The organism is Amycolatopsis umgeniensis, assembly GCF_014205155.1.
Taxonomy (GTDB): Bacteria; Actinomycetota; Actinomycetes; order Mycobacteriales; family Pseudonocardiaceae; genus Amycolatopsis; species Amycolatopsis umgeniensis.
Genome location: NZ_JACHMX010000001.1, coordinates 94829 through 115544, shown reverse-complemented (window position 1 = coordinate 115544; position 20716 = coordinate 94829). Strand labels below are relative to the sequence as shown.

Annotated in this window: 19 protein-coding genes; 10 read left to right on the top strand and 9 right to left on the bottom strand. The window is 67.2% G+C overall.

Annotated features, from left to right (window positions below; all coding sequences use genetic code 11):
• Positions 1-86 precede the first annotated feature (86 nt).
• Positions 87-2111: a M3 family metallopeptidase gene (locus HDA45_RS00530; RefSeq protein WP_184891330.1), complete on the top strand. Its 2025-nt coding sequence runs from the start codon at positions 87-89 to the stop codon at positions 2109-2111.
• A gap of 57 nt (positions 2112-2168) precedes the next feature.
• Here HDA45_RS00530 and HDA45_RS00525 read toward each other — a convergent pair whose 3' ends face one another.
• Positions 2169-3392, bottom strand: a complete 1224-nt coding sequence (locus HDA45_RS00525) for an aminotransferase class V-fold PLP-dependent enzyme (protein ID WP_184891329.1) — start codon at positions 3390-3392, stop codon at positions 2169-2171.
• Here HDA45_RS00525 and HDA45_RS00520 point away from each other — a divergent pair.
• Positions 3391-4770 carry an aminotransferase-like domain-containing protein gene (locus tag HDA45_RS00520; RefSeq protein WP_184891328.1) on the top strand — a complete coding sequence of 460 codons (1380 nt, stop codon included), beginning with the start codon at positions 3391-3393 and terminating at the stop codon, positions 4768-4770. The genes HDA45_RS00525 and HDA45_RS00520 overlap by 2 nt on opposite strands.
• 18 nt (positions 4771-4788) lie before the next feature.
• Here the strand turns inward: HDA45_RS00520 and HDA45_RS00515 are convergent, their stop codons facing one another.
• Positions 4789-5418, bottom strand: coding sequence for a phosphatase PAP2 family protein (locus HDA45_RS00515; protein WP_184891327.1), 630 nt, complete (start codon positions 5416-5418; stop codon positions 4789-4791).
• 69 nt (positions 5419-5487) lie between these two features.
• Positions 5488-7287 carry a right-handed parallel beta-helix repeat-containing protein gene (locus HDA45_RS00510; RefSeq protein WP_184891326.1) on the bottom strand — a complete coding sequence of 600 codons (1800 nt, stop codon included), beginning with the start codon at positions 7285-7287 and terminating at the stop codon, positions 5488-5490.
• An 87-nt stretch (positions 7288-7374) separates the two neighbouring features.
• On the opposite strand from HDA45_RS00510, the gene HDA45_RS00505 reads away from it, so the two are divergent.
• Positions 7375-8241 (top strand): TetR/AcrR family transcriptional regulator C-terminal domain-containing protein, encoded by an 867-nt coding sequence (locus HDA45_RS00505; RefSeq protein WP_184891325.1) that lies wholly within the window; start codon positions 7375-7377, stop codon positions 8239-8241.
• Positions 8242-8595: 354 nt separating this feature from the next.
• On the opposite strand, the gene HDA45_RS00500 is transcribed toward HDA45_RS00505, so the two are convergent.
• Positions 8596-8829 (bottom strand): DUF397 domain-containing protein, encoded by a 234-nt coding sequence (locus tag HDA45_RS00500; protein WP_184891324.1) that lies wholly within the window; start codon positions 8827-8829, stop codon positions 8596-8598.
• Positions 8819-9688, bottom strand: a complete 870-nt coding sequence (locus HDA45_RS00495; RefSeq protein ID WP_184891323.1) for a Scr1 family TA system antitoxin-like transcriptional regulator — start codon at positions 9686-9688, stop codon at positions 8819-8821. The genes HDA45_RS00500 and HDA45_RS00495 overlap by 11 nt, the downstream gene beginning before the upstream one ends.
• Between HDA45_RS00495 and HDA45_RS00490 the strand changes: the two genes are divergently transcribed.
• Positions 9681-9980: a hypothetical protein gene (locus HDA45_RS00490; protein WP_184891322.1), complete on the top strand. Its 300-nt coding sequence runs from the start codon at positions 9681-9683 to the stop codon at positions 9978-9980. The genes HDA45_RS00495 and HDA45_RS00490 overlap by 8 nt on opposite strands.
• Before the next feature lie 17 nt (positions 9981-9997).
• A complete protein-coding gene (locus HDA45_RS00485; protein ID WP_184891321.1) occupies positions 9998-11095 on the top strand; it encodes a ThiF family adenylyltransferase in 1098 nt (365 codons plus the stop codon).
• Positions 11096-11101: 6 nt separating this feature from the next.
• Here the strand turns inward: HDA45_RS00485 and HDA45_RS00480 are convergent, their stop codons facing one another.
• The gene (locus tag HDA45_RS00480; protein WP_184891320.1) at positions 11102-11974 is read right to left on the bottom strand and encodes a helix-turn-helix domain-containing protein; all 873 of its coding nucleotides are present in this window, start codon (positions 11972-11974) and stop codon (positions 11102-11104) included.
• A 147-nt stretch (positions 11975-12121) separates the two neighbouring features.
• Here HDA45_RS00480 and HDA45_RS00475 point away from each other — a divergent pair, with 147 nt between their 5' ends.
• Together HDA45_RS00475 and HDA45_RS00470 are read left to right on the top strand one after the other, a co-directional pair.
• The gene (locus tag HDA45_RS00475; RefSeq protein WP_184891319.1) at positions 12122-12343 is read left to right on the top strand and encodes a hypothetical protein; all 222 of its coding nucleotides are present in this window, start codon (positions 12122-12124) and stop codon (positions 12341-12343) included.
• A 169-nt stretch (positions 12344-12512) separates the two neighbouring features.
• Positions 12513-13646, top strand: a complete 1134-nt coding sequence (locus HDA45_RS00470) for an SWIM zinc finger family protein (RefSeq protein WP_184891318.1) — start codon at positions 12513-12515, stop codon at positions 13644-13646.
• Here HDA45_RS00470 and HDA45_RS00465 read toward each other — a convergent pair.
• Together HDA45_RS00465 and HDA45_RS00460 are read right to left on the bottom strand one after the other, a co-directional pair.
• Positions 13629-16076 (bottom strand): DUF6493 family protein, encoded by a 2448-nt coding sequence (locus HDA45_RS00465; RefSeq protein ID WP_184891317.1) that lies wholly within the window; start codon positions 16074-16076, stop codon positions 13629-13631. The genes HDA45_RS00470 and HDA45_RS00465 overlap by 18 nt on opposite strands.
• Positions 16077-16173: 97 nt before the next feature.
• Positions 16174-17013, bottom strand: a complete 840-nt coding sequence (locus tag HDA45_RS00460; RefSeq protein WP_184891316.1) for an NAD(P)-dependent oxidoreductase — start codon at positions 17011-17013, stop codon at positions 16174-16176.
• A gap of 52 nt (positions 17014-17065) precedes the next feature.
• Between HDA45_RS00460 and HDA45_RS00455 the strand changes: the two genes are divergently transcribed.
• Positions 17066-17449 carry a MerR family transcriptional regulator gene (locus tag HDA45_RS00455; RefSeq protein ID WP_184891315.1) on the top strand — a complete coding sequence of 128 codons (384 nt, stop codon included), beginning with the start codon at positions 17066-17068 and terminating at the stop codon, positions 17447-17449.
• Between the two features lie 12 nt (positions 17450-17461).
• On the opposite strand, the gene HDA45_RS00450 is transcribed toward HDA45_RS00455, so the two are convergent.
• Positions 17462-18451 (bottom strand): malate dehydrogenase, encoded by a 990-nt coding sequence (locus tag HDA45_RS00450; protein WP_184891314.1) that lies wholly within the window; start codon positions 18449-18451, stop codon positions 17462-17464.
• A gap of 689 nt (positions 18452-19140) precedes the next feature.
• Here HDA45_RS00450 and HDA45_RS00445 point away from each other — a divergent pair.
• Both HDA45_RS00445 and HDA45_RS00440 read left to right on the top strand, forming a co-directional pair.
• Positions 19141-19782, top strand: a complete 642-nt coding sequence (locus HDA45_RS00445) for a DUF4360 domain-containing protein (protein WP_184891313.1) — start codon at positions 19141-19143, stop codon at positions 19780-19782.
• A 276-nt stretch (positions 19783-20058) separates the two neighbouring features.
• Positions 20059-20703 (top strand): DUF4360 domain-containing protein, encoded by a 645-nt coding sequence (locus HDA45_RS00440; protein WP_184891312.1) that lies wholly within the window; start codon positions 20059-20061, stop codon positions 20701-20703.
• Positions 20704-20716: the final 13 nt, after the last annotated feature.

Genomic DNA, 20716 nt, shown 5'->3' with positions numbered 1-20716 from the left:
TCACCGCCACGGACGGCATCCACCGGCCCCTCACTGCCCGTAAGGTGGCCTGAACAGCAGATTTCGACGACCCGGGAGCAACACCGATGATCTCGCAGGACAACCCGTTCGCCGCGCCGAGTGAGCTGCCCTACGCCCTTCCTCCGTTCGACCGGATCACCGACGAGCACTTCATGCCCGCCTTCGAAGCGGGCTTGGCCGAGCACGCCGCCGAAATCGACGAAATCGCCGGTTCCGCCGAGCCGCCGACCTTCGAGAACACCATCGCCGCGCTCGAGAAGGCCGGCAGGCTGCTGTCCCGCGTCTCCAGCGTGTTCTTCAATCTGTCCGGATCGAACGCGAACGACGAGATCCAGCGCGTGCAGGCCGAAATGGCACCGCGACTGGCCGCGCACGCCGACGCGATCAACCTGAACCCCGCGCTGTTCGCCCGGATCAACATGCTGTTCGAGCGCAAGGACGAGCTCGGTCTCGACACCGAGTCGCTCCGTTTGCTGGAGCGTCACCACACCGAAGTCCGCCGCGCCGGGGCCGGGCTTCCCGAAGCCGACCAGAAGCGCCTGCGCGAACTGAACGAGCAGCTTTCGACCCTGTCGACCCGGTTCCAGCAGAACCTGTTGAAGGACACGAACGAACTCGCTGTCGTCGTCGACGACGTGGCGGAGCTCGCCGGGTTGAGCGGCGACGAGATCGCGGGCGAGGTGGGCAAGTACGTCCTCAAGCTGACCTTGCCGACGGCGCAGGCGGCGCTGGCGGCGCTGGAGGACCGCGCGCTGCGCGAGCGGATCTTCACCGCGTCGGTTTCGCGTGGCAACCGCGGCAACGAGTTCGACAACAACCAGATCGTCGCCGAGCTGGTCCGGCTGCGCGCCGAGCGGGCCGCCGTGCTCGGCTTCCCCGACCACGCCTCGTACGTCATCGAAGACGAGACGGCGAAGACGGCCGCCGCCGCTGCCGGGCTGCTGGAACGCCTCGCGCCGGTCGCCGTCGCCAACGCCAAGGCGGAGGCCGAAGAACTGCAGCGCTACCTCGAGGCCGACATCCCCGGCGCGATCCTGCGGCCGTGGGACTGGGCGTTCTACGCCGAGCGCGTCCGCAAGGACCGGTTCGAGGTCGACACCGCCGCGCTGCGCCCGTACTTCGAGCTGAACCGGGTGCTGACCGACGGCGTCTTCTTCGCCGCGTCGAATCTGTACGGCCTGAGCTTCACCGAACGGGAAGACCTGCCGAAGTACCACCCCGAGGTCCGGATCTTCGAGGTCTTCGACGCCGACGGCACGGCCCTCGGACTGTTCCTCCTCGACTACTATGCCCGCGACTCGAAGCGCGGCGGCGCCTGGATGAACAACTTCGTCGACCAGACGAAACTGCTGGGCACCAAAACGGTCGTGGTGAACGTGCTCAACGTCGCCAAGCCGCCGTCGGGTGAGCCGACCCTGCTGACCTTCGACGAGGTCGTCACCGCTTTCCACGAGTTCGGGCACGCGCTTCACTCGCTGCTGTCGGACGTGCAGTACCCGACGTTCTCCGGAACCAGCGTCCCGCGTGACTTCGTCGAGTACCCCTCGCAGGTCAACGAGATGTGGATGCTCTGGCCCGAGGTGTTGGCCAACTACGCCAAGCACCACGTGACCGGTGAGCCGCTGCCGCAGGAGCAGATCGACAAGCTCCTGGCGTCGCAGCAGTACGGCGAAGGCTTCTCCACGACCGAGTACCTCGCCGCGGCCCTGCTGGACCAGGCATGGCACGCGCTCGGCACCGAGGACAACGTCGAAGACGTCCAGCGGTTCGAGGCCGAGGCGCTGACCAAGGCCGGAGTCGCGCTGGAAGCCGTACCGCCGCGCTACCGCACGACCTATTTTGCGCACGTCTTCAGCGGCGGCTACAGCGCCGGGTACTACTCCTACATCTGGAGTGAGGTCCTCGACGCCGACACCGTCCAGTGGTTCCGCGAGAACGGCGGGCTCACCAGGGAGAACGGCGACCACTTCCGCCGTGAGCTGCTCGGACGCGGTGGCAGCATCGACCCGATGGACGCCTTCCGCGCCTTCCGCGGCCGCGACCCGGAGATCGAGCCGCTGCTGGAGCGCCGCGGCCTCGCCGGCGCCTGACACCCCTGACGGTTCCCCCGCCCGGACACCCCCAGTGCCCAGGCGGGGGAACCGCGATCAGGTGGCGAGTTCGGCGACGGCCGCGGCCACGTCGTCCACCTCTTGTTCGGTGTTGTAGTAGTGCGGGCTCAGCCGCAGGCACCAGTCGACGTCCTTGTCCCCGAAGTCGAACTGCGCGAACTCCCGGTAGCTGAGCGCCGAGTTGATCCGCCGGGCGTCCATCGCCTCCTTGAAGGGGACGGCCTCCCAGCCCTTGAGCGAGAACGTCACGAGCGCGCCCAGTTTCGGCCCCCTGTCGAGCACCTCGACGCCGGGAAGGGCCGCGAGCCCGTCACGCAGCCTCGCGGCGAGGGCGGGCGTCCGCCGTGAGATCGCCTCCAGGCCGACCTCACGGGCATAACGCGCGGCGCGAGCACAACCGAGCACCGTGGCGTACGGGAATTCCCATTCTTCGAACCGGACGGCCGATTCCGCCGGAGCGTAGGTTCCCGGCGCGGACCAGCGGGCGCCGTGCATGTCGATGAACAGCGGCTCGTGGCCGTCCGCGAGGAAGCGGTCGGAGACGAACAGGAAACCCGAGCCGCGCGGACCGCGCAGGAACTTGCGGCAGGTCGAGGTGAGCAGATCGGCACCGATTTCCTCGACGTCGATGGGGTACTGACCGACCGATTGGCAGGCGTCGACCAGGTAGAGCAGACCGAGTTCGCGGCAGTGCCGTCCGATCTCGGCGACCGGCTGGACCAGTCCCGAGTTGGTCGGGATATGCGTGGCCGCCACGAGTTTCGGCCTTCGGTCGCGCATGAGCGCCGCCATGGCTTCGACATCGACACCGCCTTCCGGCGTGTCCGGCGCGTGCACGACCTCGACGCCGAAGCGCTTCCGCAGCGAGAGGAACGCGATCTGGTTGGAGATGAAGTCGTTGCGGGTGGTGAGGATGACGTCGCCTGCTTCGAAACGGATCGAGGACAGCGCCGTGGAGTAGGCGTGGGTGGCGCTCGCCGCGAAGGCGATGTTGTGCGGCCGCGCGTTGATCAAGGCGGCGATCTCACGGTGGAAACCGGCGACTTCGCCTGCCCGCGCGGCAGCGGCCTCGTAACCACCGATCTCGGCCTCGAGATTCAGGTGGTCGAGCATCGTGGCCAGGACCGGCTTCGCCAGGAGCCCGCAGCCCGCGTTGTTGAAGTGGACGACCTTCTCGGTGCCGGGTGTATCGGCGCGCAGAGCCGGAATGTCCAGTAGTGATTCCGTGCCGTTTCCAGTAGCACTATCATGTTCTTTCATGTCGGATAGTAGCACTTCTGCGCTCGTGACCCAGCTGCGTTCTTTGGTCCGTGCGGCGGCGCCAGGGGACCGGTTGCCCAGCAGCCGTGAGCTGATCGAGCGCTACCGGGTCGGCCCGGTGACGGTCTCGCGCGCGATCGCGCTACTGGCCGCGGAAGGCGCCGTCGTGACCCGTCCCGGGAGCGGGACGTACGTGGCGGCGAAGCCGAAAACGGCGGGGGAACCGCTCGACACCGCGTGGCAGACCGTCGCGCTGACCGATCGCAGCGTCGACACCCGCTCTCTCACCGGCACCTTGGGGCCACCCCCGGACGGCGCGATCCTGCTCGACGGCGGCTATCCGCACCGGTCATTGCAGGCAGCCCGGTTCTTGAGCGCGGCACTCGCGCGAGCGGGCCGCCGTCCGGACGCCTGGGACCGCGCACCCGCCACCGGTCTGGCCGCGCTGCGGTCGGTGTTCGCGGGACCGGCCGGAGCGTCGCCGGACGACGTCCTGATCACCGCCGGCGGACAGAGCGGGCTGTCGATGGCGTTCCGGGCCATCGCGGCGCCCGGAAGTCCCGTGCTGGTCGAGTCACCGACCTATCCGGGAGCGCTCGCCGCCGCGCGAGCGGCGGGACTCCGCCCGATGCCGGTCCCCATCGACGACGACGGTGTCCGCCCGGACCTCCTGGCCGAGGCATTCGCCATGACCGGGGCCCGGCTCTTCTACTGCCAGCCCACCTTCCACAATCCGACCGGGACCGTGCTGGCGGCCGAGCGTCGCGCTCAGGTGCTGGAGGTGGCGCGGGCGGCGGGCGCGTTCGTGCTCGAAGACGACTTCGCCCGTCATCTGTCGCACGAGTCCACGACACCGCGTCCGCTGATCGCCGACGACCACGACGGCACGGTCGTCCACCTGACCTCGGTGACGAAAGCGGCGGCGCCGAGTCTCCGGATCGGAGCGTTGATCGCGCGGGGCCCGGTCCTCGACCGGATGAAGGCGATCCGGCGGGTCGACGACTTCTTCGTCTCCCGTCCGCTGCAGGAGGCGGCGCTCGAACTCCTCAGCGCACCGTCCTGGGAACGTCACGTGCGGAAACTGGGTGCGGAACTGCGGGAACGGTGCGGCAAAGCAGCCGCGGCGCTGGCGGGGGAGTGTCCTGAGTGGACTGTCGCGTGCGTCCCTTCAGGTGGACTGCATCTGTGGGTACGGCTACCCGCGGGGAGTGACGCGAACGCGCTCGCCCGCGCCGCGAGAGAGCGGGGAGTCGTGGTCGGGGCAGGGGAGCGGTTCTTCGCCACCGAGCCCGCCGGGCCGTTCCTGCGCCTGGGCTTCGCCGCGACGGCCGACATCGCCGAACTCGGCGAAGGCATCCGGCGGTTAGGAAGTGTATAACGACCTATACGGCGTCGCTCAGGCCAAAAAACTTTCGAGAGCCAGGTAAACACCACCGCCGAGGATGACGCCAGCAGCCGTCCCCACCGTGACTTCGGCCTTGGTGTGATCTCCGAGCTCGACGCGTGACCAGCAAACCCAGCCGACGCCGAGGAAGACCAGGGCGAGCCAGGGGCCGTAGACGCGGATCAGCATCACGGCCGCACCCGCCGCGACCATCGCGTGCATCGAGATCTTGAACTTCATGCCGAAGGTGATCGCGAGCGCGGCGACCAGGCAGACGAGTTCGGCGGCGGCGAGGGCGATCATCTCGTGCGGCGCATCACCGGCGATCAGGATGACGAATCCGCCTGCCAGCGAGCCGATGCAGACCGCGAACGGGACGAGCCGCCCGGCCCGGTCGGTGACATGGTGGCTGTCCCATTTGCCTTTCCGTGCGCCCCGCACGATCACGGCCATCGGGATGAGGGAGCCGGTGACGCCGACGATGAGCCCCCACAGCACCGTCTCGCCGAGGTGGTGACCCGTGACCTGCCAGGCGATGACCAGCGGCAGGCCGAGCACCCAGACCCACGGGGCGAGCACTTCGGTCGCGATCCTCGCGAGGCGGTGGCGTGTCCCGGCGGAGTCCGTGGACGGGGTCGGCATGGCGCGTGGCTCCTCGGGGATCGTGGCCGGAACGGCTCCTGCCGGGCAACGGCCCGGCAGGAGCGGTGATCATCGTTCCAGACCCCGGCGGCCCGCCCGCGCGAGGATGTCGGCGCCCGCCGGATCGGCCCGGACGGCCGCTTCGAAGCCTTCCTTGGGCAGCACGGCGTTCCCGGCCACGGTGACCGTCTTGGGCGGGGCGTCGTAGCTGTCGGGCAGGACGTCCCAGAAGTTGCCCACGAAGGCGACGTTCTCCATCGGCGGGCCGACCTGGAGCACGATCGGGGTGTCGGCCCCGTGGACGACATTGCCGAGGACGGTGATCCACGCGGCGCCGTAATCGGTGTAGAGGCCGAAGTTGTACGAGGTGAGGACGTCGCGGATCACGTTGCCTCGCACCGTCGCCCCGCTCGCGTACGACGAGCCCTGCGGCGCCGAGAGGTAGATCCCGCCGCCGTCCATCAGCTTCCCCATGGTGCGTTCGACCAGGTTCGAGGTCACCTGGGTGCCCCTGGCCCGTTCGCCGCCGGTGATCACGATGCCGTTGTGCGGGACGTCGTGGATCTCGTTGTGTGTCACGGTCGTCTCCGCCGACTCGACCACGAGGACGGCGGACGAGCCGCGGTACTCGGTGCCGATGTGGTGGACGAGGTTGTCCGCGAGCGACACCCGGACGCTCTCGTGGACGGCGATCCCGCTGCCCGAGATCTCGTCGAAGACGCTCGCCCGGATCTCGACGTCGGTACCGCCTTCGATCAGCAGTCCTCCCGCGCCGAGCCGGGTGAAGTGGTTGTCCTCCAGCGTGACTCGCTCGACCGCGGTGAGGCTGACGTTGGCGGGCAGCTGGACCGGTTCGGCCGGGACGTGGACGTAGCCGACGTCCGCGCCGAGGTCGATCTTCTGGAACTCGCCCCGCTCGTAGCGCGCGTTCCCGTGATAGTGCAGGTAGCCGCCGGTGCGCGTGGGACCGGACCAGGCCGCGTCGGCCAGGGTGAAGCCGCGCAGCACGAGGTCGTGCACTCCCTGCGCGCTGACGAGCGTTTCGAGCACGGGAGCGATGACGGTGGTCTCGCCGATCTCCTCGCCCGGGCGCGGGCGGTAGTGCAGGACGTGGTCACCCGGTTCGGTCCGGCTGACGGCGAAGGTACCCGGCTCGGTCAGGAAGGCCACGTTGTTCTCAAGTACGGAAGGCGCGGCGAGGCCGTCCCAGGTCCCGTCTCCGCCGGCGCCGTACCACTTGGAGTCGTAGAGGGACTTGGCGTTGTCGAAGGCGGGCTGGGCCATGGTGATGGTGGTCGAAGTGGCGTCGCCGGAAATCGACGCCACCGCGAGCCGGGCTTCGGACCACGGGTAGACGCCGGGGTAGACGAACTCCAGTCCGGACGGATCCGGCCATGACTGGGGTTCGACGCTATCCGTGACGTAACCCGTCGATGTTTTCGTCACGCTGCCCGGCAATCCGGTCATCAGGGCCGCCCGTGCCGCGGGGCGGCCGTCCACGGTGAGCCGCCGTGGTTCCAGGTCGCCGACCGGCGCCGTCCAGACCCCGTCTTCGCCCGCCGACCAGCCGGTGATCCGGCGGCCGCCGTTCAGTTCGACCTTCGCCTGGCCGGGTGTTCCGTAGTCCGCCGCCTGGTAGAAGACGCGGAAGCCGTTCCGGCCGGAATCGGCGGACTCGTCGTCGAAGACCAGGGGTTCCGCGAGGTGATGGACACCGGTCGCGAAGCTGACGATGATGTCCCCGGTCATCCCGGCGGTGACGGCGCGGACAGCCTTTTGCGCCGCCCCCGGTGTGGCGAAGGGCCGGTCGGCGGTGCCAGGCCAGTCGTCCTGGCCGTCGGGGGACACGTACAACCTGATTTCGGGCATGCTGAAGCGCTCCTGGGAGAGGTTTATGGGATATACTGAGGTTTATCAGCTAAACACGCGAGAGCGACGAACGTCAAGGGAGTAGCGGTGGCGAAAGACGACGCGCAGCCCGATCCGGAGCGCGCGATCGAGCTGCTGTGGGGAGCGTCGGAGCCGGATCGGCCGGGCTTGAGCCTCGGCCGGATCGTCACGGCGGCGATCGAAGTCGCGGACGCCGAAGGGCTCGCCGCGTTGTCGATGCGCAAGGTCGCCGAACGGTTCGGCACCACCACGATGTCGCTCTACCGGTACGTTCCGGGCAAGGCGGAGCTGGTGGAACTCATGCGCGACGCCGTGTACGGCGAGGGCCCCGTGGAGCCTTCGGACGGACTCGGCTGGCGCGAGGGGCTCGAACGCTGGTCGCGGCGAGCGTGGGAAAGGTACCGGCGGCATCCGTGGCTGGTGCACAGCGCCGGGACCAGGCGGCTGCCGGGGCCGAACATCATGGCCGGCTACGACCACGCCCTCGAAGTCGCGTCACGCAGCGGTTTGGCGCCCGCGCAGGTGATCGCGGTGGTGAACCTGGTGGGAGGATTCGTCGAGTCCGTCGCGCGCCAGGCGGGCGAGGTCGCGGAGCTCCAGCGGAGCACGGGTGTGTCCCATGAGCGCTGGTGGAGCGAGCGCGAGACCCTGTTCGAGCGCCTCGACGGCTACCCGGCCTTGGAGAAACTGTGGAAGGCCGGGGGAATGGACGCTCCGCTCGATGCCTTCGAATTCGGGCTGCGGCGCACCCTCGACGGCGTCGAGACCCTGATCGCAAGCCAGGGGAGTGAGGTAATGCGTGACGAAAGCGAGGTCGGGGCTTGTGTCCTGTGCGGTAAGCCGCTGGACGGAGGAGGGCGGGGCAGGCCGCGGGACTACTGCTCGAGAGCCTGTCAGCAGCGGGCCTACCGTCAACGCCGGTCTCGGTCTTAGTGAGGAGAACGGGAACGTCATGTTCCGCGGCTGCGGCCGTTGGCCGTGTCCGTGAAGGCCTCCTTCCCTACCTTGAGCGTAGGGAAGGAGGCCTTCACGGATACCCGAATCACCGTTGGCACCTGAAGCATCAGAAGTCACAGTGAGGCCGTGTGAAGGCCCCCTTCCCTCGGCTCAGCCGAAGAAACTCGACCTTCACACCTTCCCCAAGTACATGAAGGCCTCCTTCACCGCGCTAGACGCAATGAAGGGGTCCTTCACGTACTGCAAGGCAGGCAAGGCGAGGACCGGTCTCAGCCCTGAATCTCGCGAAAAGAGAGGCGGTCCGCCCCCGTGGGAGCGGACCGCCTCGGCTCAGGTGAGCAAGTGATCGAATTCGCCGTTTTTCGCGCCGAGTACGAAGGCTCGTATTTCATGCGGTTCGAAAACGAGGACAGGGCTTTTCTCGCCGAGTTTCGAATCCCGCATGCCCACGAAGCCGGGGATGGTGTCGTTCACCTCGACGCAACCGGCCGAGCCGGCACTGTAGCTCGATTTCCACCAGCCGGTCAGGCCGACGAGGGTGGGTCGAGACGTATCACTGTTCATTGAGTTCCCTTGCCACTTTCTGGATGAAACCTCGTGTCCGCCCTGGATGGTCCGCTTGCGCCTGCAGGCGTTCGAACGTGTTCCGGAAACGGCGCAGATCTTCCTTTTCCTCGTAGTAGAGGCCCTCGCGCCGGTTCTCGACGTACACGGTTCCGGGGTCGCCGCCGAACTCGGGCGGGTAGTCCAGGAGGATGAACATGCCGTCCGAGGCGCCGTGGGCTCCTGCGGTGAAGGGAAGTATCTGGATTTCGATGTTCGGCCGTTCGGAAAGTTCGATCAGGTGGTGCAGTTGGTCGAGCATGACCTCCGGTCCACCGGTCTGGCGGCGTAAGACGCCTTCGTCGATGATGGACCAGATCTGCGGCGCGTCTTCGGTGCGATCCAGTAGCTTTTGTCTTTCCATTCGGAGCTCGACCATGGAGTCGAGTTCCTCGGCGCTGTTCCAGCGTCGACCTTCGCGGATCACCGCATGTGCGTAATCACGCGTTTGGAACAGGCCGGGCAGCACGACCAAGTCCACGGTGCTGATCCGGGCCGCGCCGGTTTCCAGGCCGAGATATAAGTTGAACCATTCATGTACCCCCTGATCGAATTTGATCCACCAGTCGCGGCCGCGTTTCGCCCGCCTTGTCAGATCGCGGAAGAACGCCACTCGCTCCGGCACCCCGTAGAATTCGAGCAGAACTTCGAGGTCGGACGGTGCGGGCAGGTTCCGCGAGGTCTCGATATGAGCGATGACCGTCGTGGCCTTGCCGATGCGGTCGGCCGCCGCCGCGCGGTCGTAGTCGGCGGCCTCCCGGAGGCGTTTCATCTCGAGCGCGATCCAGCGCTTGACCGCGGTGGGGTTCAACGTGCCCACGAAGTCACCACCTCCCCAGCTTCTTGTCACGGAGGGTGACCCCCAGGATCACCCGCATAGTCTAGAAACGACTATAGACGACCACAATGTAGAGCTCTACATTTGGGTCGTCTACAAGTTGCGAGCGTACATTGTGGAGGAGGAAATCGCCGGTAGGCGAGTCGGCGGGTCGGCGGAGGTGCCCGGAAACGCGGCTCTGTCGGGGGAGAGGGGGTGGATGGTGATGATCGAGATCGTGATGGTGGAACGCACTGAGGCGGTTCGCCACGTTTACAGCGGAGACAACGGTTGACCGAGGAGGGGATTCCGGTGCGTCCACGTGTCAAAGACGAGCATCGACCGGTCCGCTTCGGCGACGGTTGGATCCGGATCGGCGGGGAGGTGTTCGGCATCGCGGCCGAACTCAGGGATCCCGATGGTGTGGTGTGGGCGTTGCTGGATCTTCTGGACGGGACGCGAACGGTGAGCCAGGTCGTCGCCGACCTGGCTGATCGAAGTCCGGCGTCCTGTCCCGACAAGGTCGCGGCCGCCATCGAGACGTTGATCGAACTCGGGTACGTGGAGGACGCCGACGAGCCGATGTGCACCGCGTTGACCGCACGACAACTCGAGCGCCATTCGAGAGGCCGGTCGCTGTACCGGTGGATCGATTTGACGCGGAGGAATTCGAGCTGGGAGTTCCAGGTCTTGCTGGCCCAGGCGCGGGTGGTGCTGGTCGGCGTGGGTGGCGTCGGGTGCACGGCCGCCCTGGGCTTGGTCATGTCCGGGGTGGGGCGGTTGCACTGCGTCGAACCGGACGTGGTCGAACTGTCCAACCTCAGCAGACAGATTCTGTACACCGAGCAGCATCTGGGCCTGCTGAAGGTGGACGTGGCGGTGGAGAGGCTGCGTGCGGCCAATTCGGACGTCGAGGTCACCGGGGAGCCGACGCGGATCGAGGGCGTCGCCTCGTTGCGGAGACTGGCCGCCGGCTGCGACGTCCTGATCATGACCGCCGATCATCCGCCGGAACTCCGGACTTGGACGAACCAGGCGTGCGCGTCGACGGGCACGCCCTGGGTCTACGGGGGATATCACGGTCCGCAGGTCAATCTGGGCATCTACCGCCCGGGAGAGGGACCGTGTTACGAGTGCGCCCGGCTGGCCGAGCAGGATCGCGACGCCCGGCGTCCGCCGCTGGCGACTTGGCGGCCCGCGGCGAACATCCCGGCGCACGCGGCCAACGCGGTGACGGCCGGTGTGGCGGGCAATCTGGTCGCGCACGCGGTGATGCGGTTGATCACGAACGCGCCGAAGCTCGCGCTGAACAGTCAGTACGGCTTCAGCCTCGCCACCATGGACCACAGTTTCATCACCAGTCTGGAGCAGCCGCACGCGGAGTGCCGGACCTGCCGGGCCGCGGGCTGACCGGTCTCAGGGCTCACCGGCCACTCGCCGTGACACGTTCTGGATCAGCCGAGCCGCTTCGTCTCCGGCCACGGCTTCCGCCTGGAGCCGGTCGAACATGTGCTGGTACAAGGCGATCTCGTCCGGATCCCTGATCAGGTTCTCGCCTGCGAACGTCTCCACCGCGACGAAATCGGCGTCGATGATCCTGAAGCCGTGCAGCGGGGCGATCGGCATGACGATGTCGAAGGGCACGATCCGCAGGTCGACCGTGCGAAGGCCGGCGAGGGTGTGGAGCCTGTCCAGCTGGCCGAGTTGGGTCTCGAGATCGCCGATCCGGATCCACAGGGCGGCCTCGCCGATGACGAGTGGCATGGCTTTGCCCGGTTCGTGGAGTTGCGCTTGCCGTTCGATCCGGACGGCGACCATATGCTCGACGTCGTCGGCGGATGCCCCGCCCGTGCGCGCGGGGCCGGAGGGGAGCGCGAGTAGCTCCCGCATGAAGCCGGGTGTCTGCACGAGGCCGGGAAGCAGTGCCGGTTGGAACGTGGCGACCCGGGATGCCTGCCGCTCCAGTTCCAGGACCGACCGCTGTCGGGTGGTGGCTCCGCCGGGCTTCCGGAACTCTTCGCGAAACGACACAGACTCGACGCGAGCGCGTTTGAGCAACTCGGTGACGACGCCCTCTTCGGTGGCGGCGTCGGCCGCGTCGAGCCAGCTGGAGATGTCTTCGGAGGTCGGGAACTGCATCGCGGTCTCGATCTTGGACACCCGCGATTGAGGCCAGCCCAAGGTCTTGGCGAACTGGTTGCCGGAGAGTCCGGTGGCGGCTCGGATCTCGCGCAGCTTGGTGGCGAGCCGGACGCGGTCGGAGCCGGGGTGGGGCGACGACGTGGGCATGCTCTTCTTTCGCGGGTCGAGGTGGGGTGATCATGCTACCCCCACAGTGCACTAGATCGCGAATAGTACACGAATAGACGCTTCGATGGCGAATAGTTTGCGAATAGCATGAGGCGGGTCGGAATGGGGCCGAGGAGAGGGAGACCGATGTTCGCCAACTGGGTACAGATCGCCGAACTCGCGTTACTGCCACTGGGTCTGGGAATCGGGTACGGCGCAGGCCGGATCTGCCGTCGAGACGAACGCGCGTCCTTCGGGGGAGGGGGCGTGATCAGACATCCCGGCCTGGCTCCGGAGTACCTCGACCGCGACGCGTTCTTCGTGACGGGGGAGTCGGACCGGTTCGCCACGGGGAGACCGACCCGGTAGTCCGAATGCCGGGGGAGGGAGATGGCAGGCCTCGAGCGAAAATTCCGAGGCCTGCCATCGATATAAAGCGTATAACGACCTATACATCTTTGCGACGAGCAAGATCAACTTAAAGCAGAACCCTTCAAAGACGGCAAAGAGTGTCCGGGGCGCTGGCTAGGGTGGCCCGGTGATCACCGAGATCTTGCTGGAGTCCGTCGAAGAGCATGTCCGGGTGCCGGTGCTGTTCGACGGGTTCGTCGAACCCGGAGCTCAAGCGGCGCAGGCATTGCTGATCTTGGGGAAGGTCGCCAGGACGCGGTTCTGGATGCCGCCGTCGATGGTGAACAGGCTCATCGCCGAGTCCGATCCGGTGTTCACCGCGGACGGGACGACGTTGCGCGCGGAGGCGTTTTCACCGTGCTGCGGTGTCTACGCCAGGCTCGATCTGGTCGAGGTCGGCGAACTCGGTGAAGGGTGCACCAACGTGGACCTGTCCGAGGCGACGAGGGCGGTGCTGGCCGGGGTGGTGGCACAGGATCCGTTGCACCTGACCGTACGAGGGGACGGGATCCACCTCCGCACTCTCGACGGGCAGAACGACGAGTCACTGGTACCGCTGCCGGATCGCTGGGTGGCGGGTTTCGCCGAGGTCGCCGCCGTCACGGCGGGCGCGGTCAAGAAGGCGGAGCTGGACAAGCTCGAAACGAGGGCTTTCCTGCGACGGCTTCCGACCGCTGTCGGCAAGTCGTGGGCGGTGACGTCCGGCCGGGGGCTCCGGTTGACCTCGCGTTCGGGGCAGGACTCGATTCCGGCGTCCGGGCTGCACAGGCTCCGGATCGTCGAGCCGCTGATCCGGTTCGCGCAAGGTCTGACCGTCTACACGCGACCAGGAAGTGAGGTCGCGAGTTGGGTGCTCCAACTGGAACGTGCGCGGCTGATCGTGACGCTGTCCCCTGAGCCGTCTCGCGGTTTCTCCGGTGAGGGCGGCTGGCTGAACTCACTGGCGGCGGGCCTCGACGCACCGGAACTCGTCGCGGGCCGCGCCGGCCACGACGTCGTCGACGGCACGTGGTTCTCGCGCGAGCTCCCGAGCGGGCGCGCTCCGGCGAACGGGCGGCTGGCGAAGGCCCGGGAGCTCGTCGCCACCGGAGCGGTCCGGCAGTTGCCCGATGGCGGCTACGAGATCACTCGTGCCGGGTCCGTGCAGCGGGTCCGGTTGTCACCCGCCGGGTGTACTTGTGCCTGGTGGGCCAAACATCAGGAGACGCGAGGCCCGTGTTCGCATGTGCTGGCGGCGCGGATGTCAGCGGCTGAGGCGTGACGCCGCCTTCGCCGCTTTCGAACTGCCCTTGAACCGCGTCAGCCATTCCTTTGTCTCGGAGCTGATCGGTCCCGCCCCGCGTTCCACCAGGTCCGCGGTGAGCTCCAAGAGCGCGAAGACCCCTCGATGATCAGGTGCCAAAGCGGGCAGCAGAGCGTCCAGAAGAGACAGTGCGGCGATCGGGTGTTCGTTCGCGATGGTCGAAAGCCGGGGAGCCAGCCTCGTCGGTATGAGGTGGGGGCCGAGGATTCCCAGCGCTTCGCCGAGTGCGCGGGGGCCGACCATTTTCCGGTCCAGAAGGGTCAGTACGGCGTCCGTGCCCAGCTGAACGGCGGCCGGGCGTTTCAGCGCGAGTGTGGTGGCGAGGAGCATCGTGCCGGGGAAGCCCGGGATGGAGGGCCGGTCCAGGAATGGGGGCAGCGCGGCCTTCTCCACGGGATAGCCGACTTCGATGTCGTTGAAGAACAGGTTTCCGGCGACCATTGCTTCCACGTAGTCGCGGTCGTAGGGCGAGGAAACCGCTTCGTGGCAATTGGTGAAGCCGAGCCATTCGGGATCCGGAGCGTCGAAGAGTACCCCTAGCCAGGGAGCTTTCGGCGAGACGATTTCCGGGGTTTCCTGGATGTCCAGCTCTTCGAGGTCGTAGGCGTTGGGGCCGACCTTCGCCGACCAGGTCATCGGCGTGCCGGGTTCACCGCGTAGGGCGGCGACGGGGTCTGCGGCTTCGGGGTGTCGCGCGCGAGCGGCGGCGAGGGCGGTCCAGCCGGTTTGGGAGATCGACGGTCCGCCGAGGGCGTAGCGGATGGTGTCGGCGTGCGGTCCGGTGAGTGCCGAGGCGAGGGTGAGAGCTTCGGGCCGGGTGTCCGGGGCCAGCCGGAGCAGTGCGTCGGCGACGTCGTCTTCGGGTGCTTCCGGGTGTTCGAGCATGCGGGAGACGAAGACGACGGGGTCGAGCCAGCCGCCTTGGTGGGTGGCGGCGGACACGGGTACGGCGGTGCCCTCCAGCAGGGCGGTGATCCGGTGGTGGAGTGAGCGGCGCCAGCCTTCGACCTGTGGCGGGTGGGTGACGTCGCGGCCGCTGAGGCCGAGGACGAGTGTGGCGAGCAGCTTGGGTATGGCGGCGCCGTATTTCTCGCCCGCGATCTTGGTGGCGCGTTTGACCAGCGGTTTGAGGGCGTCTGTGAGGTCGGCTTCGACGCGGTGGATGCCGTCGAGGGCGGCCAGGAACAGGTCGGCCTGGTCGGGGTCGGCGAGGAGGGAGGAGAGGGCTTCCGCGATCGCGGCCGGGGTGTCCGGGATTTCGAGTGGGAGGGTGAGCGTCTCGCGCTGGTGCCAGGGTGGTCGTACGGGTTCCGGGTACACGACGGTCTCGATGTCGGCCGGCGCGTCGGGTGTGACGCCGAGCCTGGCGGTGGCGAGGGCGCGGACGTCGGACGCTTCGTGGGTGAGGGCCGCTTCGAAGACTTCGTTGGCGAGGTCGGTGAGTTCGGGGCGCCGGTCGGCGATGCGGCCGGCGAGCCGGAGTGCGAGTTTGGCGGTGGCGGCGCCGCGTCCGGCGGCTGCCGCGGGGAGGTGCTGGAGGGCGACTTCGCCGTCGAGCGTGCCTTGTTTGTCCACTAGGGACAGTGACTTGACGGCGAAGGAGACGGTGCGGGGGAGGCCGCTTCCGCAGAGCCGGGCATAGCGATTCTGGGCCGCTGTGCGCTCGTCGGGAGTGGGCTCGAGTGCTTCGTGGAGCGCCGCGTACCACTGGGCGCGGAAGGCCGCGAAGTCTCGGGCGAGGATGTCGAGGGTGAGGTCGAGCAATCTGGTGCGGTCGAGTTCGCCGGTTCCGGTCAGTTCGAGCAGCGCGGTGGAGAACTTGTTCTCGTCGTGGACGTACTTGTCGTAGGCGGCGAAGCTGGCGTCGCCGTTGCCTTCGAGCGTGAGTAGTTCCCAGAGTTCGGTGAGTCCTTCGGGTTCGGTCCGGAGTCGTTCGGCCAAGGGCTTCCCGTCGGAGCGTCCGGCCCAGCCGAACCAGCCCGCGTGGTACTCGGGGGTCCGGATGGGTTCGAGGTCGCCGTCGCGGACCATGCGGCGGATCGCTTTCCAGGCGGTTTGGTGCCCGATCATGCGGAGGGCGATCGACTTGCGTTCGGCGAGTGGCCGGTCTCTCAGGACGCGTTCGAGGATCGTGGGTGAGGCGAGCCAGAGTTTGCGCAGCAGGGGGTCGCCTGCGGGGAGGATGGCCCAGAGGGCTGTCGCGGCTTGCTCGCCCCTGATCGGGTTTCGGGCGCCGTAGGTGTTGGGCTCGATTTCGACGAACTCGCTGCCGTCCTTGAACGCGGCCAGAAGGTCGGGGAGCAGGGCCTTCCGCTCGGCTGGGGAGAGCTCGAGGGTCCGGGTGAGGACGTCCGCGGGTTGGCCGGTGAGGAGCGCGTTCAGCTGCACTTGGTCAACTTAGCGGTGAAGGGGCCCTTCGCCGCATCTCATGCGGCGAAGGGCGCTTTCCTCTCGTGTGATGTGGGGAAAGTCCCCTTCAGCTCCGTTACTGGAGCGCGGCGAGCCTGCCGAATCCCTCGGAGCCGTGGCCCGCGTCGATCGCTTGCCGCACTTGGGTTCGGGCGGCGGTGAGGACGCCGTTGTCGAGGTTTCGCTCCCGGATGGCGTCGAGGATGTGGTCCATGGTCGCGGCCGTGGACTCGAGGGTGCCCGCGTCGCCGGGGTAGTGGTCGGCGGCGACCTGGGCGGCGAGCAGGTCGATCATGTCCGGGAAGAAGCCGAGCATCGCCTTGGCGTGTCCGGCGATGGTGGCGGCGCCGATGCTCTCCGCCTTGGCGAGGGCGAACATGTGGATCACCCCGCTCATCGAGGTCCAGAGCATGTCCTGCAGGGAGGCGTCGAACGCGGCGGCGCGGCCGGGGTCCTCGCCGAGGTGGTGTGCGTTCTCGCCGAGTGCGGCCAGTGTGCCGCGGTGTTTCTCGTAGACGTCGGCCGGGCCGCTGTAGAACAGGGTGGCTTCCGGGCCGCCGATGGCGTCGGTGGTCGCGACGATCACGCCGTCGAGGTAGCCGATTCCGTGGTCGGCCGCCCAGGAGGCCATTTCGCGGGCTTGTCGTGGTGAGCCGCCGGTGACGTTCACCAGGGTGCGGCCTTTGAGCGCGTCGGTGTCGAGGATGGATTGTGCAGCTCGGTGGTCGCGGACGCAGACGACGGTGAGCGGGCTGGCGGCGATCGCCTGCGCGGCGGTCGCGGCGACGGTGACGTCGAGGCTGGTTTCCTTGCCCGGGGTGCGGTTCCACACGGTGGTGGGGTGGTCGGCCGCGGTGAACGCGGCGGCGAGGGCGTGGCCCATGGGGCCGAGTCCTAGGACGGTCACGGTGGTCATGGCGGCTAAGCTAAACCTTGACATTGACGTGAGAGTCAAGTCTGGAGTGCGGATGCGGATCGGGGAGCTCGCGCGGCGGACCGGTGTGAGCGAGCGTGCGCTGCGGTACTACGAGGAACAGGGTCTGCTGACTCCGGAACGGCGGCCGAGCGGCTATCGCGTGTACGGCGACGCGGATGTCGCGGCGGTGCGGCGGATCAGGATCCTGCTCGAGGCCGGGCTGAACACCGCGCAGATCCTGGAGATCCTGCCGTGCATCGTCGACGAGGACGGCTGGCTGACGCCTGATTGCCCGGAGCTGGTCGACGAACTGCGCAGGCAGCGTGAGCGGATCGACGCGGCCATCGGCGAGCTGGAGACCACACGCGCGAACCTCGACACGATCATCGGGGACGAAAAAGCGGCCGCGTCCCCAGGGACACGGCCGCTTTCGTGAAACGGATCGAACTCAGATGAGGCCGAGCTTCTTCACCGCGTCGCGCTCTTCGGCCAGCTCGTTGACCGAAGCGTCGATGCGGGCGCGCGAGAAGTCGTCGATCTCCAGGCCCTGGACGATCTTGTACTCGCCGTTCGCGGCGGTGACCGGGAACGAGGAGATCAGGCCTTCCGGGACACCGTAGGAGCCGTCGGACACGACCGCCGCCGAGGTCCAGTCACCCTCGGGGGTGCCGTTGACCCAGGTGTGGACGTGGTCGATCGCCGCGGAGGCGGCCGACGCCGCGGAGGACAGGCCGCGGGCCTCGATGATCGCCGCGCCGCGCTTGGCGACGGTGGGGATGAAGTTCTCGGTGAGCCACTGCTGGTCGGTCAGCACCTCGGTCGCGGCCTTGCCGGACACCTCGGCGTGCGCGATCGACGGGTACTGGGTCGCGGAGTGGTTGCCCCAGATCGCGACCTTCTTCAGCTCGGTCACCGGTACGCCCAGCTTCTTCGACAGCTGCGCGAGCGCGCGGTTGTGGTCGAGGCGGGTCATCGCGGTGAAGCGGTCGGCCGGGACGTCGGGCGCGTGCGCCTGCGCGATGAGGGCGTTGGTGTTGGCCGGGTTGCCGACCACGAGGACCTTGATGTCGCTCGCCGCGCCGGCGTTGATGGCCTCACCCTGCGGCTTGAAGATGCCACCGTTGGCCTCGAGCAGGTCGCCGCGCTCCATGCCCTTGGCGCGGGGACGGGCGCCGACCAGCAGGGCGACGTTCGCGCCCTCGAAGGCCTGCTTCGGGTCGTCGAAGATGTCGATGCCCGACAGCAGCGAGAACGCGCCGTCTTCGAGTTCCATCGCGGTGCCCTCAGCCGCCTTGACCGCCTGCGGGATCTCCAGGAGCCGCAGCTTCACCGGGGTGTCCGGGCCGAGCAGCTGACCGGACGCGATGCGGAAGAGCAGCGCGTAGCCGATCTGGCCGGCCGCACCGGTGACGGTGACGTTGACAGGGGCTTGGGTCATTGCGGTTCTCCAGCTTGAGGCGACATCGACTTTGTACCGCGATGCTAGTCCTGTCCCGTGTCGCCGTTCGGGTGCGTCCAGTCACTGTTTTCTTGATCGATGCCGCCACCGCCCACGTTCGCGGCGAGTCGCGACAGCAGTCCGGCCAGTGTGGAAGACCGGTTCGCCCTCGTCGGTGAGTTCCACGACATGCACCCGCCGGTTGTCCGGATCACGCCGCCGGGTGATCAGGCCCGTGTTCTCCATCGCGTTCAATCGCCGCTCGGCTCGTGAGCACGTTCGAGCGTGGAGGATTTGGGACGTTGAACGTCCCAAATCCTCCACCGTCGCGAGGGCGCCCCAGTCTCCAAGCGCGACCGGTGGTGAGACCCTCCGGATCGTCCGCCGGATGTGGGACGGCGACACCTCTCGCTCGCCGGTGCATCGCCGCCTGGCCGCGGCTTGTCTTCCGGAATCGTCAACACCGGGCCCGAGAACACATTTCCATATCGTGCCAACCGAGTGGTGTTTTCCGGTGCCGGTGGTCTTTTCGTCGGTCCAGGAAAACGGTTACAGGCCATAAGACAATTTCATGAACCGATTGCCGGGACGGTTTCGTCCGATCGGCGGGCGGCACCATGAAGATCGTTTCGCTAACATGAGTCCGCCCAGTTCCCCGCCCCCCGTGTGGAAGTTTTGGGAAGGACCCCATGCTCAATGCAGTGGTTGCCGCCGTGTCACTTTTCTCGTCGATAATAACACCGAATAGCTGGTCGCCGCCGCCCGGACCGCCGCCCGACCGCGTCGTCATCGACGTGATCACCGTCAATGGTTCCGGCTGTCCGCCGGGTTCGTCCGCGGTCGCCGTCGCCAGGGACAACAGTTCCTTCACGGTGACCTACAGCGAATACACCGCGCAGGTCGGCGTCGGCGCGAAACCGACCGACTTCAGGAAGAACTGCCAGCTGAACCTCAACATCCACGTGCCGCAAGGATTCACTTACGGTATCGCCAGTGCCGACTACCGCGGTTTCGCGTCGCTCGAATCGGGCGCCAAGGCACTGCAGCGGGCGAATTACTACTTCCAGGGTAATTCCCCGACCGCGCAGGTGAGCCACCCGGTCAACGGCCCGCTCTCGGACAACTGGCAGTTCCGGGACGAGGCCGAGGGCGGCGTCATCATCTACAAGCCGTGCGGCGAGGACCGGAACCTCAATGTGAACACGGAATTGAGGGTCGGCGCGGGTACGTCGGATCCGAGGAAGACCACCAGCTTCATCACGATGGACTCGACCGACGGCGCGTTCAAGACCACCTACCACTTCTCGTGGAAGACCTGCCCGACTTCCTGACGGTTTCTCCAGGGTGACGGCCTGCTTCCAGGTCCGGAAGAAGGCCGTCCCACCCATGCCCGGTCAGGGCCTTGGCCGCCCTGAGCGAGGATTTCGCCGCTCGTCGCCGCCTGCTCCGGCGGCGACGAGTCTTCTCGACGACCCCATTTTCGGCGGTCACCCCTGTTTCCGGTGACCGAATCCATTTTCGTCCGATCGGCGGGCGGCCGGAAAGATCGTCTCGCTGACATCGAATCCGCCCAGTTCTCGCCGTGTGGAAGTTTTGGGAAGGATCCCATGCTCAACGTGCTGGTTGCTGCCGTGACGCTGTTCTCCTCCGTGGTCACGCCGAACGGCTGGGTACCGCCTCCGTTGCCGTCCGACAAGATAGTCATCGACGTCGTGACGGTCAATGGAACCGGTTGCAGACCCGGTACAGCGGCTGTTTCCGTTTCGCCGGACAACACCGCGTTCACGGTCACCTACAGCGAATACACCGCCCAGGTCGGCATCGGCGCGAAACCGACCGATCTGCGCAAGAACTGTCAGCTCAACCTCTACGTCCACGTACCGCAGGGATTCACCTACGGTATCGCGGGCACCGATTACCGCGGATTCGCGTCCTTGGCCGCGGGAGCCACCGGGCTGGAACGAGCCAACTATTATTTCCAGGGCAATTCGCCGACATCCTACGTGAACCACAACCTCAAAGGCCCGTTCGAGGACAACTGGCAGTTCACCGACGACATCGAAGTCGGCGCCATCGTCTACAAACCCTGCGGTGAGGACCGCAACTTCAACATCAACACGGAATTGCGGGCCGCGGTCGGCACTTCCGATCCGAAGAAGACCACCAGCTTCGTCACCATGGACTCCACCGACGGTGCGATCAAGACCACGTACCACTTCTCGTGGAAGAACTGTCCCAAACCGAGGAGCTGATCCCTGAGGTGGC